This is a genomic window from Porphyrobacter sp. LM 6, from assembly GCF_001720465.1.
In the GTDB taxonomy this organism is placed as follows: Bacteria; Pseudomonadota; Alphaproteobacteria; order Sphingomonadales; family Sphingomonadaceae; genus Erythrobacter.
In genome coordinates, this window is sequence record NZ_CP017113.1 from 237,919 (window position 1) to 252,225 (window position 14,307).

General features: G+C 65.0%; 14 protein-coding genes. 3 read left to right on the forward strand and 11 right to left on the reverse strand.

Annotation, left to right across the window (positions count from 1 at the left end; genetic code table 11):
* Positions 1 to 50: 50 nt before the first annotated feature.
* From BG023_RS01215 to BG023_RS01240, 6 genes are read right to left on the reverse strand one after another with little or no spacing between them, the layout of a single operon-like run.
* Complete coding sequence (locus BG023_RS01215; RefSeq protein WP_069308829.1) at positions 51 to 473, reverse strand: Na+/H+ antiporter subunit G; 423 nt, start codon at positions 471 to 473, stop codon at positions 51 to 53.
* Positions 470 to 751 (reverse strand): K+/H+ antiporter subunit F, encoded by a 282-nt coding sequence (locus BG023_RS01220; RefSeq protein ID WP_069308830.1) that lies wholly within the window; start codon positions 749 to 751, stop codon positions 470 to 472. Before BG023_RS01220 ends, BG023_RS01215 begins: the two co-directional genes overlap by 4 nt.
* Entirely contained in the window at positions 748 to 1,233 is a 486-nt protein-coding gene (locus tag BG023_RS01225) for a Na+/H+ antiporter subunit E (RefSeq protein ID WP_069308831.1), read from the reverse strand. Before BG023_RS01225 ends, BG023_RS01220 begins: the two co-directional genes overlap by 4 nt.
* Positions 1,230 to 2,750 carry a monovalent cation/H+ antiporter subunit D gene (locus BG023_RS01230; protein ID WP_069308832.1) on the reverse strand — a complete coding sequence of 507 codons (1,521 nt, stop codon included), beginning with the start codon at positions 2,748 to 2,750 and terminating at the stop codon, positions 1,230 to 1,232. Before BG023_RS01230 ends, BG023_RS01225 begins: the two co-directional genes overlap by 4 nt.
* Entirely contained in the window at positions 2,747 to 3,133 is a 387-nt protein-coding gene (locus BG023_RS01235) for a Na+/H+ antiporter subunit C (RefSeq protein ID WP_069308833.1), read from the reverse strand. Before BG023_RS01235 ends, BG023_RS01230 begins: the two co-directional genes overlap by 4 nt.
* Positions 3,130 to 5,964 carry a monovalent cation/H+ antiporter subunit A gene (locus BG023_RS01240; RefSeq protein WP_069308834.1) on the reverse strand — a complete coding sequence of 945 codons (2,835 nt, stop codon included), beginning with the start codon at positions 5,962 to 5,964 and terminating at the stop codon, positions 3,130 to 3,132. Before BG023_RS01240 ends, BG023_RS01235 begins: the two co-directional genes overlap by 4 nt.
* Before the next feature lie 189 nt (positions 5,965 to 6,153).
* On the opposite strand from BG023_RS01240, the gene cysD reads away from it, so the two are divergent.
* The 3 genes from cysD to BG023_RS01255 are packed head-to-tail and all read left to right on the forward strand — an operon-like array spanning position 6,154 to position 9,754.
* Entirely contained in the window at positions 6,154 to 7,056 is a 903-nt protein-coding gene (cysD, locus tag BG023_RS01245) for a sulfate adenylyltransferase subunit CysD (RefSeq protein WP_069308835.1), read from the forward strand.
* The gene (gene cysN, locus BG023_RS01250) at positions 7,056 to 9,005 is read left to right on the forward strand and encodes a sulfate adenylyltransferase subunit CysN (RefSeq protein WP_069308836.1); all 1,950 of its coding nucleotides are present in this window, start codon (positions 7,056 to 7,058) and stop codon (positions 9,003 to 9,005) included. Before cysD ends, cysN begins: the two co-directional genes overlap by 1 nt.
* Positions 9,002 to 9,754 carry a 3'(2'),5'-bisphosphate nucleotidase CysQ gene (locus tag BG023_RS01255; RefSeq protein ID WP_069308837.1) on the forward strand — a complete coding sequence of 251 codons (753 nt, stop codon included), beginning with the start codon at positions 9,002 to 9,004 and terminating at the stop codon, positions 9,752 to 9,754. Before cysN ends, BG023_RS01255 begins: the two co-directional genes overlap by 4 nt.
* Here BG023_RS01255 and BG023_RS01260 read toward each other — a convergent pair whose 3' ends face one another.
* The 5 genes from BG023_RS01260 to pgeF form a co-directional block, all read right to left on the reverse strand.
* A complete protein-coding gene (locus BG023_RS01260) occupies positions 9,755 to 10,306 on the reverse strand; it encodes an adenine phosphoribosyltransferase (protein WP_069308838.1) in 552 nt (183 codons plus the stop codon).
* Between the two features lie 94 nt (positions 10,307 to 10,400).
* Positions 10,401 to 11,258, reverse strand: a complete 858-nt coding sequence (locus BG023_RS01265) for a cytochrome c1 (RefSeq protein WP_069308839.1) — start codon at positions 11,256 to 11,258, stop codon at positions 10,401 to 10,403.
* Positions 11,259 to 11,312: 54 nt separating this feature from the next.
* Positions 11,313 to 12,674: a cytochrome b gene (locus BG023_RS01270; RefSeq protein ID WP_069308840.1), complete on the reverse strand. Its 1,362-nt coding sequence runs from the start codon at positions 12,672 to 12,674 to the stop codon at positions 11,313 to 11,315.
* A 65-nt stretch (positions 12,675 to 12,739) separates the two neighbouring features.
* Positions 12,740 to 13,321: a ubiquinol-cytochrome c reductase iron-sulfur subunit gene (gene petA / locus BG023_RS01275; RefSeq protein WP_069308841.1), complete on the reverse strand. Its 582-nt coding sequence runs from the start codon at positions 13,319 to 13,321 to the stop codon at positions 12,740 to 12,742.
* Positions 13,322 to 13,553: 232 nt separating this feature from the next.
* A complete protein-coding gene (gene pgeF / locus BG023_RS01280; protein WP_069308842.1) occupies positions 13,554 to 14,306 on the reverse strand; it encodes a peptidoglycan editing factor PgeF in 753 nt (250 codons plus the stop codon).
* Position 14,307 lies beyond the last annotated feature (1 nt).

Consider the following 14,307-nt stretch of genomic DNA (forward strand, 5'->3'; position numbering starts at 1 on the left):
TTTTGCTGAAAACCGGTGCCCACTTTTCCGCGTGATGCTCATGAGCACTTTCAATCCCCCGCCATATCGCCTGCCGATCCTTCCCGCGGCGCCTCGAAGGTCGACCATTCGGCTTCGGCACTGGGCGCAGGCGGCGCGCCGGCTGGACCGATCACCTCGCCCGGCTGCCCCTGCCGCAGCCGCAGCAGATGCACCTTGGCAATCAGGTTGGCGGAGATCGGCGCGGTAAGGAACAGGAACAGCGTCACCAGCAACTCATGCGTGGTCCACTCGCCCTTGATCAGTTGGAACCACAAGACCGAGCCGAGCAGCATTGCGCCCAGACCCAGCGTGGTTGCCTTGGTCGGGCCGTGCAGCCGCTCCATCAATGAAGGCAGGCGCACCAGCCCCCAGCTGCCAACAAGCGCAAAAACGCCGCCCAGAACGATGGCGAAGCTGGCCAGCAGCTCGGCAAGGGACACAGGCGCGCTCATTCGATGATATCTCCGCGCAGCAGGAACTTGGCATAGGCCACCGTCCCCACGAAGCCGACCATCGCCAGCAGCAGCGCTGCTTCGAACGATGTGCCGCTGCCGCTCGCGATACCGCCAAGCACGATCAGGCCGATACCGTTGATCACCATCGTGTCGAGCGCGAGGATGCGGTCAGCCACGCCGGGGCCCTTCAGCAGTCGCCATAGATTGAGCGCGAGCGCGATGCCCAAAGCGGCAAAGCCGAAGGCCAATGCCCAGTCGAGGACAGAGCCGGTCATACGAAAATCCTCTTCAGCCGTGCCTCGTAGCGCGCCTTGGCCTTGGCGATCTCCGCGGCGGGATCGGGTGCGTGGAGCGCGTGGACCAGCAGGAAGCGTCCGCAGGCCGAAACATCGACCGACACGGTGCCAGGCGTGAGGCTGATGGTGCCGGCAAACACCGTGATCGCCTCGGGCGAACGCAGATCCAGCGGGATCGTCAGCCACGCGGGCCTGAGGTCACGCACGGGCTTGAACAGGATGATCGCGGCGACCTGGAAATTGGCGATCAGGATGTCCCACAAGACCACGCCCATATAGGCGAAGGCGGGCAGGAACCGCACACGCGGTCGTCCCGGCCACCACGGCGCGGTGAACAGGGGCACCAGCACGCCGACCACAAGACCAAGGAACAGCGCACCGAAGGTCAGATCATTGACCATCACCACCCACAGGATGGCGAGCAGCACGCTGAGGCCGGGGTGGGGCAAAAGACGGTTCATGGCCGGACCTCGGCCATAACGGCGGCGACATAGGCTGCCGGGTCGACAACTTGTGCCGCAGCCGCACCTGCATAGGCGCTGACCCAACCCGCCCCGGCCGACAATGCCGCCAGCAGGAGCAACGCTATCGCGGGTGCGGCAAGATCGGCGCGGCGCTGCGACGCCACGGGCGACAGATCATCGCCCGTCGATTTCCAGAAGATGGCGCTGCCGACCCTGGCAAAGCCGATCACCCCGATGAAGGTTGTGCCGAGGATCCCCCCCCACGCCCAGCCCCAGTCCGGCGAAGCTGCGGTCGCCTTGAGGATCATCAGTTTCCCGATGAAGCCCGACAGCGGCGGCAGGCCGGTGGCTGCGATGGCGGCGGTCATGAACATCAACCCCACCCCGCCACGCGCGGCGAAGGCGGGCCCGGGCACCGCACTATCTCCAGACGATCCGCGCCGCCGCGCAACCACATCCGCAACCAGAAACAGCACCGCCGCGGCAAGAGTCGAATGGACGAGATAGAACAGCGCCGCGCCAAGGCTGTCCGCCGTCCAACCGGCGACCGCGATCAGCAGCGTCCCGGTCGATCCGATTACAGCATAGGCCGCCTGCTCGCTGAGGCTGCGGGCGACAAACACCCCGGCGAACCCGATCACTGCGCTGACGAGCGCCGCCGGGAACAGGTAAGGCGCGGGCACCCATGCGGCCGCGCCTGCACCCTCGCCGAACACCTGCGGCACCACCCGGATGATCGCATAGACCCCGACCTTGGTCATGATCGCAAACAGCGCCGCAACCGCCGGAGTGGACACCGCATAGGTGCGCGGCAACCACAGATGGAGCGGCACCACCGCCGCCTTCAGCGCAAAAACACTCACCAGCAGCAGCGCGGCGATCCGCAGCAGACCCTGATCGGCGGGAGCGATCTCCGCCACCCTCAGCCCCATGTCGGCCATGTTGAGCGTGCCGGTCAGCGCATAGAGCAGCCCCAAGGCAATCAGGAACAGCGAGGAGCCGACAAGGTTGACGATCACATATTGCACCCCCGCCTTGAACCGCGCCGCGCCCTGCCCGTGCAGCATCAACCCGTAAGAGGCGATCAGCAGCACCTCGAAAAACACGAACAGGTTGAACAGATCGCCGGTCAGAAAGGCGCCATTCAGCCCCATCAGCTGGAACTGGAGCAGTGGGTGGAAATGCCAGCCCTTGCGATCAGCCCGGGTCAGCACGGCATGGGTAAGGGCAAGCAGCCCCAGCGATGCCGACAGCGTGAGCATGATTGCCGCCAACCGGTCTGCCACCACCACGATCCCGAAGGGCGCAGGCCAATCGCCCACCGCATAGGGCGTGATCGTGCCGTCAGCGCTCACCACCAGTAGAGCAATCGCCGCCCCCAGCATCGCGAGGCAGGCGGCAATCGAAATCCCGATCCCGAGCGCCCGGCTGCGCCGCATCACCAAGAGTGCGGCCGGCGCGGCCAGCGCGGGGATTACGATTGGCAGGATCGGCAGATGTTCGGCGAGGGTCATGGCTGCGGTGGCTCCCCGCCGCTTCCGGCCGTGCCGTCCTGCCCGTCGCACGGCACGGTGTCGCCATCGACATGATCGCTGCCCGTCTCGAGGAAGCTTCGCAGGCTCAGGATCACCACCAGCGCAGTCATGCCGAAGGTGATGACGATCGCGGTCAGCACCAGCGCCTGCGGAAGCGGATCGGTATATTCGGCCACCGCCTTATTCCAGATCGGCGGGCGGTTCAGCACCAGCCGTCCCGAAGCGAACAGGAACAGGTTCACCGCATAGGAGATGAGCGTGAGGCCCAGCACCACTTGGAAGGTTCGCGCACGCAGCGCGAGATAGATGCCGCCCGCCACCAACACGCCGATCGCGCTCGCCAGAAGGAATTCGTAGCTCATTGCTCGCCCTCCCCTGCGCTTGCAGCGCGCGCGGCGCGCTGGGCGATGTGGCTGAGCTGCGCCAAGGCAAGCATCACCGCGCCGAGCACCGTCAGGAACACGCCGGCATCGAACAGCATCGCGCTCGCCAGTTCGAACGTCCCGATCAGCGGAAGGTGGAAATAGTCGAACCACGAAGTCAGGAAGGGCGCGCCCAGCAGCATCGCGCCAAGACCCGTCGCCATCGCGGTGAGCACGCCCCAGCCGATCAGCTGGTGCTCTCCGAACCGCCGCCGCTGTTCCGACCAGTCGAAGCCCGCGGCGAGATACTGGACGAGGAAGGCAATCGCCACCACCAGCGCGGCGATGAACCCGCCGCCCGGCTGGTTATGGCCGCGCAGGAACAGGTAGATGCCAACCGTCAGCGTCAGCGGCAGGATGATCCGGCTCGCGGCGAGCAGCATCATCGGATGCCGTTCTGGCGAATGTGGCGTATCTTCGCGCCAGGCCCGCAGCCGTGCCCCCGCCGCGCCGACCGCCGTGGTGTCGAGCAGAGCGAAAATCGCCAGGCCTGCAATCCCCAGCACGATGATCTCGCCGAGCGTATCGAAGGCGCGGAAATCGACGAGGATGACGTTGACGATATTGGTCCCGCCCCCGCCCGGCTTGGCATTGGCGATGTGATAGGCGGCGATGCTCGGAACGGGCTCGCGGGTCAGCATCGCCCATGCCAGCCCGCCGACCAGCACGCCCCCGGCAATCGCCAGCGCCCCGTCGCGCCATTTACGCGGCGCGCGCGACAAGGGCGGCGGGCCTTTGGGCAGGAGGTTGAGCGCGAGCAGCAGCAACAGCACCGTCACCACCTCGACCGAGATCTGGGTGAGTGCGAGATCGGGCGCGGAGAACTGGACGAAGGTGAGGCTCACCACGAGGCCGATCACGCTCACGAAGATCAACGCCCGCAGGCGGTTGCGCGTGTCTGCCACCACCGCTGCGGTTGCCGCGACCAGCAGCGCCCAGGCGATGATCGCGGGCGCGGGCGCGCTCTGTCCGGCACGTGCACCCGAAAGGCTGCCACCGCCCACCAGCGCGCCCTCGATCACAAGGAAGACAATCACGACGAAACTCGCCAGCAGCATCCTTTGCAGGGACGGCGTGTGCACGGCGGTTATCGCCTTGCGCACCGCCCCATCGGCATGCGCGAGCACGGCTTCGAACATGCGCTTCGCATCGGGAAGCTGCGCGCGCTCCCACGCGACCAACAGTCCGGCATGGTATCGCAGAAGCAATGCGCCTCCCACCACAGCGATCAAGCTGAGGATGAGCGCAAGGTTGATCCCGTGCCAGAAAGCCAGGTCGACAACCCGCACGTCGGAACCTGTCACCGCAGCCGTCACCGCTCCCACCAGCGGCGCGGCGAGGGTCATGGGAACTAGGCCCAGCAGCGCTGCCAGCGTGGTCAGGATAGCGGGCGAGGCCCACATCCCCGCGCCGGGATCATGCGCACGGGAGAAGGGTTCGACCTCGCGCGGAGTCCCGAAAAACAGGTGCCATGCGAGCCGAAGCGAATAGCCGACCGAGAAGGTCGCGCCGAGCGTGGCGAGCGCAGGCAGCAACCACGGCACGCCGAACAGCGCGAGCTCCGGTGTCTGGTAAAGCATCAGTTCCTTGGAAATGAACCCGCCCATTGGCGGCAGCCCCGCCATCGAAGCGGCAGCCAGCGTGGCGATGAGCGCGGTCAACGGCATCGCCTTGGCAAGGCCTCCCAGACGGCGGATATCGCGGGTGCCTGTCTCGTGCTCGACGATCCCGGCGCTCATGAACAGCGCGGCTTTGAAGGCGGCGTGATTGAGGATGTGCAGCACCGCTGCCAGCGCCGCAGCTTCGAGGCTGAAGCCCAGCAGCATCACCAGCATCCCGAGCTGCGAGATGGTCGAATAGGCGAGGATGCTTTTGAGATCGTGCCGGAACAGCGCAACCACGGCCCCCAGAACCATCGTCACCAGCCCGGTGGTGGTCACGATCAGCGTATAGGCCTCGGTTCCCGCCAGCACTGGCCACAGCCGCGCGAGCAGGAACACCCCCGCCTTCACCATCGTCGCCGAATGGAGGTAGGCGCTGACCGGCGTCGGCGCGGCCATCGCGTGGAGCAGCCAGAAGTGGAACGGGAACTGCGCGGACTTGGTGAAGCAGCCGATCAGGATCAGGCCGAGGATCACCGGATAGTGCGGCGAAGCGCGCACCATGTCGCCGCGCGCGAGGATCGTCGCCAGATCGAACGATCCCGCCACCATACCCAGCAGCACCATACCCCCGATGAGCGCGAGGCCTCCGCCGCCTGTCACCGCCAATGCCATGCGCGCGCCTTGCCGGGCTTCAGGCTTGTGTTGCCAGAACCCGATCAGCAGGAACGAGGCAAGGCTCGTCAGCTCCCAGAAAACCAGCAAGAGCAGCACGTTGCCGGCGATCACGATCCCCAGCATCGCACCCTGGAACAGCATCAGGCTGGCAAAGAACCGGCCGCTCGGCTCGTCGACATAGAGGTAGCTATGGGCGAAGATCACCACCAGCAACCCGATGCCGAGGATCAGTCCGGCGAACATCAGCCCGAGCGGGTCGACCATCAATGTCAGATCAAGCCCAAGCGTCGGCACCCACTCGAAGGTCGCCGTCGGCACAGCGCCGCCCATCACCTGCGCGGCAAGCGTGCCGAGCAGACCAAGCCCTAGCGCGCTGGCGGATGCGGCGATGCCCGAATGCACGGCCCGCGGCGCTTGCGGCACCAGCGCAATAGCCAGCGCGGCAACGAATGGTAGGGCGACCAGCGTCAAAAGCGTCAAGGCATCAGCCATTGGCGGCTCCGGCGCTCCTTTGCGGTTTCGAGAACAGCGCGCCCCGTGCGCACCCGGCGACCATAGCCGAGGCAATCATGCAAGGACAACCCGTCCCGGCCTGATACGCCCTACACACAATGCCTGCGCTTCACCGGGCCCAAACAAAACTGTAGTTGTCTGCGAGGTTGTAAGGTGTAGCTGCGACACATGCGAAGTCTGACCCATCTTGAACGGCTCGAAGCCGAAAGCATTCACATCTTCCGCGAAGTCGTGGCCGAGGCGGAAAACCCGGTGATGCTCTATTCGGTGGGCAAGGATTCCTCGGTGATGCTGCATCTGGCGCGCAAGGCGTTCTATCCCTCGCCGCCGCCGTTTCCGATGCTGCACGTCGCCAGCGGATGGGATTTCAAGGATCTTCTCGCCCACCGCGACCGGACAGTGCGCGAATACGGGCTCGAGCTGATCATCGCTGAAAACGAGGACGCCGAAGCGCAGGGGATCAACCCCTTTGACACCGGCAGCGCGCTCTACAGCCAAGCGCAGCTGACCGATCCGCTCAAGCGCGCGCTCACCGCCCACGGGTTCGATGCGGCGTTCGGCGGCGGGCGGCGCGATGAGGAAAAGGCCCGCGCCAAGGAGCGCATTTTCAGCTTCCGCACTGCCGCGCACCGCTGGGACCCGAAGAACCAGCGCCCCGAGCTGTGGAACCTCTACAACGCCAAGAAGAACAAGGGCGAAAGCATCCGCGTCTTCCCGCTCTCCAACTGGACCGAGCTCGACATCTGGCAATACATCGCGCTCGAGAACATCGACATCGTGCCGCTCTATTTCTCCAAGCCGCGCCCCACGGTCGAGCGCGACGGGATGATCCTGGTGGTCGATGATGATCGCTTCCGGCTCGAACCGGGCGAAGAACCCGTGACCCGTCCGGTGCGCTTCCGCACATTGGGCTGCTACCCGCTGACCGGCGCGACCGTGAGCGAGGCGGCCGACATGAACACCATCATCCAGGAAATGCTGCTCGCCACCAGTTCCGAACGGCAGGGCCGCGCGATCGACAAGGGCCAGTCCGCCTCGATGGAAGACAAGAAGCAGGAGGGGTATTTCTGATGGAAACGCCCTCCTCCTTCCAGACCGACGCGCTGATCGCCGAGGATATCGAGGCCTATCTCGACCAGCACCAGCACAAGAGCCTGCTGCGCTTCATAACCTGCGGCAGCGTGGATGACGGCAAATCGACGCTGATCGGGCGGCTGCTCTACGATTCCAAGATGATCTTCGAAGATCAGCTTGCCGCTCTCGAAAGCGACAGCAAGCGGCACGGCACGCAGGGCGAAGAGATCGATTTCGCGTTGCTGGTCGATGGCCTTGCGGCCGAACGCGAACAAGGCATCACCATCGATGTCGCCTACCGCTTTTTCACCACCGAGAAGCGCAAGTTCATCGTCGCCGATACGCCGGGGCACGAACAATATACCCGCAACATGGTCACCGGGGCTTCGACGGCGGACTGCGCGGTGATCCTGATCGATGCACGCAAAGGCGTGCTGCAACAGACGCGGCGGCATTCCTATCTCGTCCACCTGCTCGGCATCCGCCATCTGGTGCTCGCCGTGAACAAGATGGATCTGGTGGGCTACGATCAGGCGGTGTTCGACCGGATCGTCAGCGATTATCACGCCTTTGCCACGAGCATCGGCATTGCCGAATTCACCGCGATCCCGATCTCGGGCTTCAAGGGCGACAACATCACCACAGCGCCGTCGGCCAATACGCCGTGGTATGGCGGGCCGGCACTGATCGCCCATCTCGAAAGCGTGCCGGTGGATAGTGCCGCCGCGCAGGCTCAGTCGTTCCGCATGCCGGTGCAGTGGGTGAACCGCCCCAACCTCGATTTCCGCGGGTTTGCCGGGCAGATCGCCAGCGGCACCATCCGGTCAGGCGATCCCGTGCGGATCGTGCCTTCCGGCAAGACCAGCACGGTCAAGAGCATCGTGGCTGTTCCCAGTGGCGGTTTTGCAGGCAAAACCGATGGCTTCGACAGCGATCTCGACGAGGCAGTCGCAGGCCAGTCTGTCACGCTTACCCTCGCCGATGAAGTCGATTGCAGCCGCGGCGATATGATCGCGGCCGCGGGCGATCCGCCGCAAGTCTCCGATCAGTTCCGCGCGACCTTTGTTTGGATGGACGAGGAGGCGCTGAAGCCGGGACGCGGCTACTGGCTCAAGCTTGGCACCCAGATGGTCACCGCCACGGTGCAGGCGCCCGAATACGAGATCGACGTCAACAGCCTCGAACGGCTGGCGGCCAAGACGCTCGAATTGAATTCCATCGGCGTCGCCGAATTCGCGACTGACCGGCCGATCGTGTTCGAGCCCTATAGCACGAACCGCGAGCTCGGCGGGTTCATCCTGATCGACAAGTTCACCAATGCGACCGTCGCCGCCGGGATGATCGAATTCAGCCTGCGCCGCGCGGACAATGTCCACTGGCAGCCGACTGCGATCACGCGTGACGATCATGCGGCGATGAAGAACCAGACACCGCGGGTGCTGTGGTTCACCGGGCTTTCGGGCAGCGGCAAATCGACCATCGCCAACGAGGTCGAAAAGCAGCTGTTCGTGATGAACCGCCACACCTTCCTGCTGGATGGCGACAATGTCAGGCACGGGCTCAACCGCGATCTCGGCTTTACCGAAGCCGACCGGATCGAGAATATCCGCCGCGTGGGCGAAGTCGCCAAGCTGATGGCCGATGCGGGGCTGATCGTGCTCACCGCCTTCATCTCGCCGTTCCGCGCCGAACGGCAGATGGTGCGCGACATGCTGCCGCCGGGCGAGTTCGTCGAGATCTTCGTCGATACGCCGCTTGAGGTCGCAGAGGGCCGCGACGTGAAGGGGCTTTACAAGAAGGCGCGGGCGGGCAAGCTCAGCAACTTCACCGGGATCGACAGTCCCTATGAAGCGCCCGAACATCCGGAGATCCGCGTGAACACCGTCGACATGACGCCCGAAGAAGCCGCGCGCTTCATCATCCAGCAGATCCTCCCGCTCAAATGAGTGCTGCCGATCTGACCGATGCCGCGCTGGCCGCGCAGCTGGCCGAGCACGCGGGTGTGCTGCTCATGGCGGTACGCGCCAGCGGGATGTTCGATGGCAAGGCGCTGGGCAAGGCAGGCGATGCCACGGCCAACCAGTTCCTGTGCCACGCGATCCGGCACCTGCGCCCCGATGACGGGCTGCTGTCCGAAGAGGAAAAGGACAATCCCGCGCGCCTCGCCAAGGGCCGGGTGTGGATCGTCGATCCGGTCGATGGCACCCGCGAATATGGCGAGGAACGCAGCGACTGGGCGGTGCATGTCGCGCTGGCGATTGACGGGGTGGCCACAGTCGGCGCGGTGGCGCTGCCCGGGCTCGATGGCGGGGTTGTGCTGCGCTCGGATGCGCCGCAGCCCCTTCCCGCAGCCGCGAGCCGCCCGCGCTTTCTCGTCAGCCGCACCCGGCCCGCGCATGAAGCGCAGGCGGTGGCCGATGCGCTTGGCGGCGAGCTGGTGCCGATGGGCAGTGCCGGGGCGAAGGCGATGGCAGTGGTCCGCGGCGAGGCCGAGATCTACCTGCATTCGGGCGGGCAGTACGAATGGGACAGCTGCGCGCCGGTGGCCGTGGCGCAGGCCTACGGGCTCCATTGTTCGCGGATCGACGGATCGCCGCTGGTCTACAACCAGGCCGATACCTACATGCCCGATCTCTTGATCTGCCGCCCCGAATGGGCCGAGCGCGTACTGGCCGAGGTCGCGCGGCTGGCCTGATCAGTCGCCTTCGAATTCCATCAGCGCGCTGACCGTTATCCCCGCTGCGCGCAGACGATCCGCCCCGCCCAGATCGGGCAGGTCGATCACGAACAGGGCATCACTGACAACTGCGCCGGTCATGCGAAGCAGCTCGGCCGAGGCGAGCGCGGTGCCGCCGGTGGCGATGAGATCATCGACGATCACCACCTTCTGCCCGGGCGTAATGGCATCCGGGTCTATCTCGAGGCGGTCGGTGCCATATTCGAGCGCATAGTCGATCCCGATCGTCTGGATCGGCAGCTTGCCGGGCTTCCTGACCGGCACGAAGCCGACGCCCAGCTGGACCGCCACTGCCGCGCCGAAAATAAACCCGCGCGCTTCCATCCCGGCGATTTTGTCCGCCCCGGCTGCCGCTGCTGCTTCGGCGAGATGATGCACACTCGCCGCCATGCCCTGATGGTGACCAATCAGCGTGGTGATATCGCGGAACTGGATCCCCGGATGCGGGAAATCGGGGACGGTACGCACAAGCCCCTTGAGCTCTTCCGGCGAGAGATGCGGCGGTTTCATGTCGGCAGGCCCCTTTCGGCTCTTTCAAAGCAGAGCGCCCCGCCATCCGCAAGGGGATGACGGGGCGCTCGTGTGCGTTACGGGGCGAAGAAGCTTACTTCTTCTTCGGCTTCATGCCGGCCCAGACCTGCTTGTAGCTGAGGAACGCCAGAGTGGTGGCGAACAGCAGGAAGCCGAGCACCGCCCAACCGGTCTGCTTGCGTTCGACCAGCGAGGGTTCCGCCGTCCAGGTCAGGAACGCGGCCACGTCCTTGGCCATCTGCGGAATGGTGGCGTTGGTGCCGTCGGCATAGGTCACCTGACCGTCGATCGCGAGCGGCGGGGGCATGGCGATGTTGACGTTCGGGAAGTGCTTGTTGAAGTACAGCCCGGTCGGGGTCTCGAAGCCGAGCTTCGCAGCCTTGGCGGGGTCGGGCTCGCCATAGCCAACCAGCAGGTCGTAGACGTAGTTCGAACCGTCGTGACGCGCCTTGGTCATCAGCGAGAGGTCTGGCGGGATCGCGTTGTTGTTCGCGGCCGCAGCGGCAATCGCATTGGGATAGGGCGACGGGAAGAAGTCGGTCGGCTCACCCGGACGGGTGGTCGTCTCGCCGGTGGCGGGATCGATCCCCGGAACGGTCCACGCCGCAGCTTCCGCATCAACTTCGGCTTCGCTGTAGCCAAGCTGCTGCAGGTTGCGGAAGGAAACGAACTTCAGGCTGTGGCAGGCCGAGCAGACTTCCTTGTAGACCTGATACCCGCGCTGAAGCTGGGCCACGTCCCACGTGCCGAGCGGGCCGTCGAACGAAAAGCCGCCTTCGGGGCCTTCGCCATGCTCATAGAAGGCGTAGGACGCCTGCTTTTCCGGCGCGGGGCCGAACGCGAAGTTATAGGCACCGGGCAGGAACGACCAGAGCAGCAGCACCAGAGTGATGCCGAGGCCTGCAATAATGCCTCCGAGACGAATAGACATGACCGAACTCTTTCTCGTTATCGGGTCAGATTGCTGGGGAACCGCTCCGGCCGATTACTCGGCCGGTTGCAGCGAACCATCGGGCGAGGCGCCGGCATCACCGCCATCGATCGAACCGGTGCGCGGTTCGGCCGGGGCGGCATCCTTGCCGAGCACCGCTTCGGTGATCGAGAAGGGCAGCGGCTTAGGCACTTCGATCTGGCTAATGATCGGCAGGATCACGAGGAAGTGCATGAAGTAGTAAGCCGTGAAGATCTGGCTGAGCATGATGTACGGCTCTTCCGCGTGGGCACCGCCGAGGTAGAACAGCGCCGCCATGGTCGGCATCAGGCCGAACCAGAAGAACTTGTTGAACAGCGGACGGTAGTGGCCCGAGCGCACCGGGCTCTTGTCGAGCCAGGGCAGGAAGAACCACACCAGGATCGAGCCGAACATCGCGATCACGCCCAGCAGCTTGGCGGGGACTAGCACGATGCCGGTGAACGGAATGGTGAGGTCGCCGGTGAAGGCGCGCAGGATCGCGTAGAACGGATAGAAATACCATTCCGGAACGATCAGCGCCGGGGTCGAGAGCGGATTCGCCTCGATGTAGTTGTCCGGGTGGCCCAGCGCGTTCGGCAGGAAGAACACCATCGTGCAGAAGGCGATAAGGAACACGCCCAGCCCGAACCCGTCCTTCGCCGTGTAGTACGGGTGGAACGGCACGGTGTCGCTTTCGTTCTTCACTTCCACGCCAGTCGGGTTCGACGAGCCGGGGATATGCAGTGCCCAGATGTGCAGGATCACCACGCCGGCGATCACGAAGGGCAGCAGGAAGTGGAGGCTGAAGAAGCGGTTCAGCGCAGCGTTGTCGGGAGCGTAGCCGCCCAGGATCCACACCTGGAGGGGTTCACCCACCAGCGGGATCGCGCCGAACAGACCGGTGATCACCTGTGCGCCCCAGAAGCTCATCTGGCCCCACGGCAGCACGTAGCCCATGAAGGCGGTCGCCATCATGAGAAGGAAGATCACCACACCCAGCAGCCAGATCATCTCGCGCGGGGCCTTGTAGGACGAATAGAAGAAGCCGCGGAAGATGTGCAGGTAGATCACAATGAAGAAGAAGCTCGCCCCGTTGGCGTGGGCGTAGCGCATCATCCAGCCGGCGTTGACGTCACGCATGATGTGCTCGACCGTGCCGAAGGCGACCGCCTGGTTGGCGGCATAATGCATCGCCAGCACGACACCGGTGACGATCTGCAGCATCAAGCAGAAACCGGCGAGCACGCCGAAGTTCCACATGTAGTTGAGGTTGCGCGGCACCGGATAGCCGGCCCCGACCGCGTTGTAGACCAGACGCGGAAGCGGCAGCTTCTCGTCAAGCCACTTGGTCAGGGCGGTTTTCGGTTCGTATTGCTTGGCCCAGGCGAAACTCATGGCGTTCTCTCGGCTTGATCGAAGGGAATGGTCGGAAGGATTCGGTGTTGCTCGGATACGTTGGATCAGCCGACGCGGATGACCGTGTCCGAGGTGAACTCGTAATCGGGAACGTGCAGGTTCTTCGGCGCGGGGCCTTTGCGGATGCGGCCGGCGACATCGTAGTGCGAGCCGTGGCAGGGGCAGAAATAGCCGCCGAACTCGCCCTTGTTCTCGCCCTCGGCAGCGCCCAGCGGCACGCAGCCGAGGTGGGTGCAGACGCCCATGGTGACGAGCACGTCTTCGTGGCCTTCCTTGGTCCGCTCGGCGAGGGTCTGCGGATCGCGCAGCGAAACGGCGTCATCCTTCTTGGCGGCAGCGATTTCTTCGGCGGTGAGACGCTTCACGAACAGCGGCTGCTTGCGGAACACGGCCTTGATGCTCTGGCCCGGCTGGATCGCGCTGACATCGACTTCGGTGGTGCTCGCGGCGAGCACGTCGGCCGAAGGCGCCATCTGGCTGACCAGCGGGATCAGCACCGATGCGCCGCCAACCCCAGCAGTGCCGAGCGCTGCGATGTGGATCCAGTCGCGACGACGGACGCCTTCGCCGCCTTCTGTCACTTCCGAGGCACCTGCGGGAGTGGTCGCACCGCTCATGTCAGCCATCGTCAAATACCCTGCTCGTAATGCCGCGCCGGTGAAACGCCCTGCGCGGCGTGGTGTTCCAGTTGAGAAGGCTCGCGCCTTCGCCGTGTTGAGTCAGATTCATCCCTGTTCCGGGCGGAATGCGTGCAAGCGACGCACCCTGTCCGTAACTTGGGCGGGGCAATTAACGGCAATCCACCCAGAATCCAACCGTGTTTTGTTCAAGCCCGGTTCGCAGCCATGCAAGTCCGCCTCATGACAGTGCGATCATACTGATCTGCCTGCCATAATTCGGCTCGCCTGCCTGCGTCGAGCGCCTGTGCGAATGATAACGCGTGACATGTGAGAATGTATCCCGGCCGTTATCCGCAATTTTGCTAAGGCCCGCATCGCGCAACCGGGCCATGATGAAGCCCGGCAGATCGAAGTGCCAGCGGGCGGTCCCGCTGCGTTCCGGCGCGGGGGCGAAAAAGCGTTCGTCATTCGCCGCAAAGCGCGCGCGGAACGGGGCATCGACCTCGTAGCTCGGCTGCGCGATCGTCGGCCCGAGCACGGCCGCGATGTTCGCCCGCCGCGCGCCAAGAGACTCCATCGCGGCGATGGTGTTTTCGAGCACCCCGTCCACCGCGCCGCGCCAACCGGCATGGGCCGCGCCGATCACCCCCGCCTCGCGGTCGGCGAACAGGATCGGGCCGCAGTCCGCCGTCACGATGCCGAGCACGACGCCGGGCGTGACCGTGACCACCGCATCGGCTACCGGGCGACCTTCGGCAGCATCATCCCAGACGTTCGTTACCACCGCCACATCGGGTGAATGCACCTGATGCGGCGCGGCGAGGCGGCCGCCCGTCAGGATCGCATCAGCCGCGGCCGCCCTCAGTTCGCGCACTTCGGCCGGATCGCCCGGACCCCCGAACCCGAACTGGTGCTTGCCCCCGGCGCTGCCGAAGAAGCCGTGCGGCACGCCTTCGAGCAGCGGGCTGGTTTCGATCTGAAAGCCGCTCACT

Bases quoted from the DNA above. Each gene is read 5' to 3' on its own strand.
- BG023_RS01215 (WP_069308829.1), bottom strand. From the start codon at position 473: ATGAGCGCGCCTGTGTCCCTTGCCGAGCTGCTGGCCAGCTTCGCCATC.
- BG023_RS01220 (WP_069308830.1), bottom strand. From the start codon at position 751: ATGACCGGCTCTGTCCTCGACTGGGCATTGGCCTTCGGCTTTGCCGCT.
- BG023_RS01225 (WP_069308831.1), bottom strand. From the start codon at position 1,233: ATGAACCGTCTTTTGCCCCACCCCGGCCTCAGCGTGCTGCTCGCCATC.
- BG023_RS01230 (WP_069308832.1), bottom strand. From the start codon at position 2,750: ATGACCCTCGCCGAACATCTGCCGATCCTGCCAATCGTAATCCCCGCG.
- BG023_RS01235 (WP_069308833.1), bottom strand. From the start codon at position 3,133: ATGAGCTACGAATTCCTTCTGGCGAGCGCGATCGGCGTGTTGGTGGCG.
- BG023_RS01240 (WP_069308834.1), bottom strand. From the start codon at position 5,964: ATGGCTGATGCCTTGACGCTTTTGACGCTGGTCGCCCTACCATTCGTT.
- cysD (WP_069308835.1), top strand. From the start codon at position 6,154: ATGCGAAGTCTGACCCATCTTGAACGGCTCGAAGCCGAAAGCATTCAC.
- cysN (WP_069308836.1), top strand. From the start codon at position 7,056: ATGGAAACGCCCTCCTCCTTCCAGACCGACGCGCTGATCGCCGAGGAT.
- BG023_RS01255 (WP_069308837.1), top strand. From the start codon at position 9,002: ATGAGTGCTGCCGATCTGACCGATGCCGCGCTGGCCGCGCAGCTGGCC.
- BG023_RS01260 (WP_069308838.1), bottom strand. From the start codon at position 10,306: ATGAAACCGCCGCATCTCTCGCCGGAAGAGCTCAAGGGGCTTGTGCGT.
- BG023_RS01265 (WP_069308839.1), bottom strand. From the start codon at position 11,258: ATGTCTATTCGTCTCGGAGGCATTATTGCAGGCCTCGGCATCACTCTG.
- BG023_RS01270 (WP_069308840.1), bottom strand. From the start codon at position 12,674: ATGAGTTTCGCCTGGGCCAAGCAATACGAACCGAAAACCGCCCTGACC.
- petA (WP_069308841.1), bottom strand. From the start codon at position 13,321: ATGGCTGACATGAGCGGTGCGACCACTCCCGCAGGTGCCTCGGAAGTG.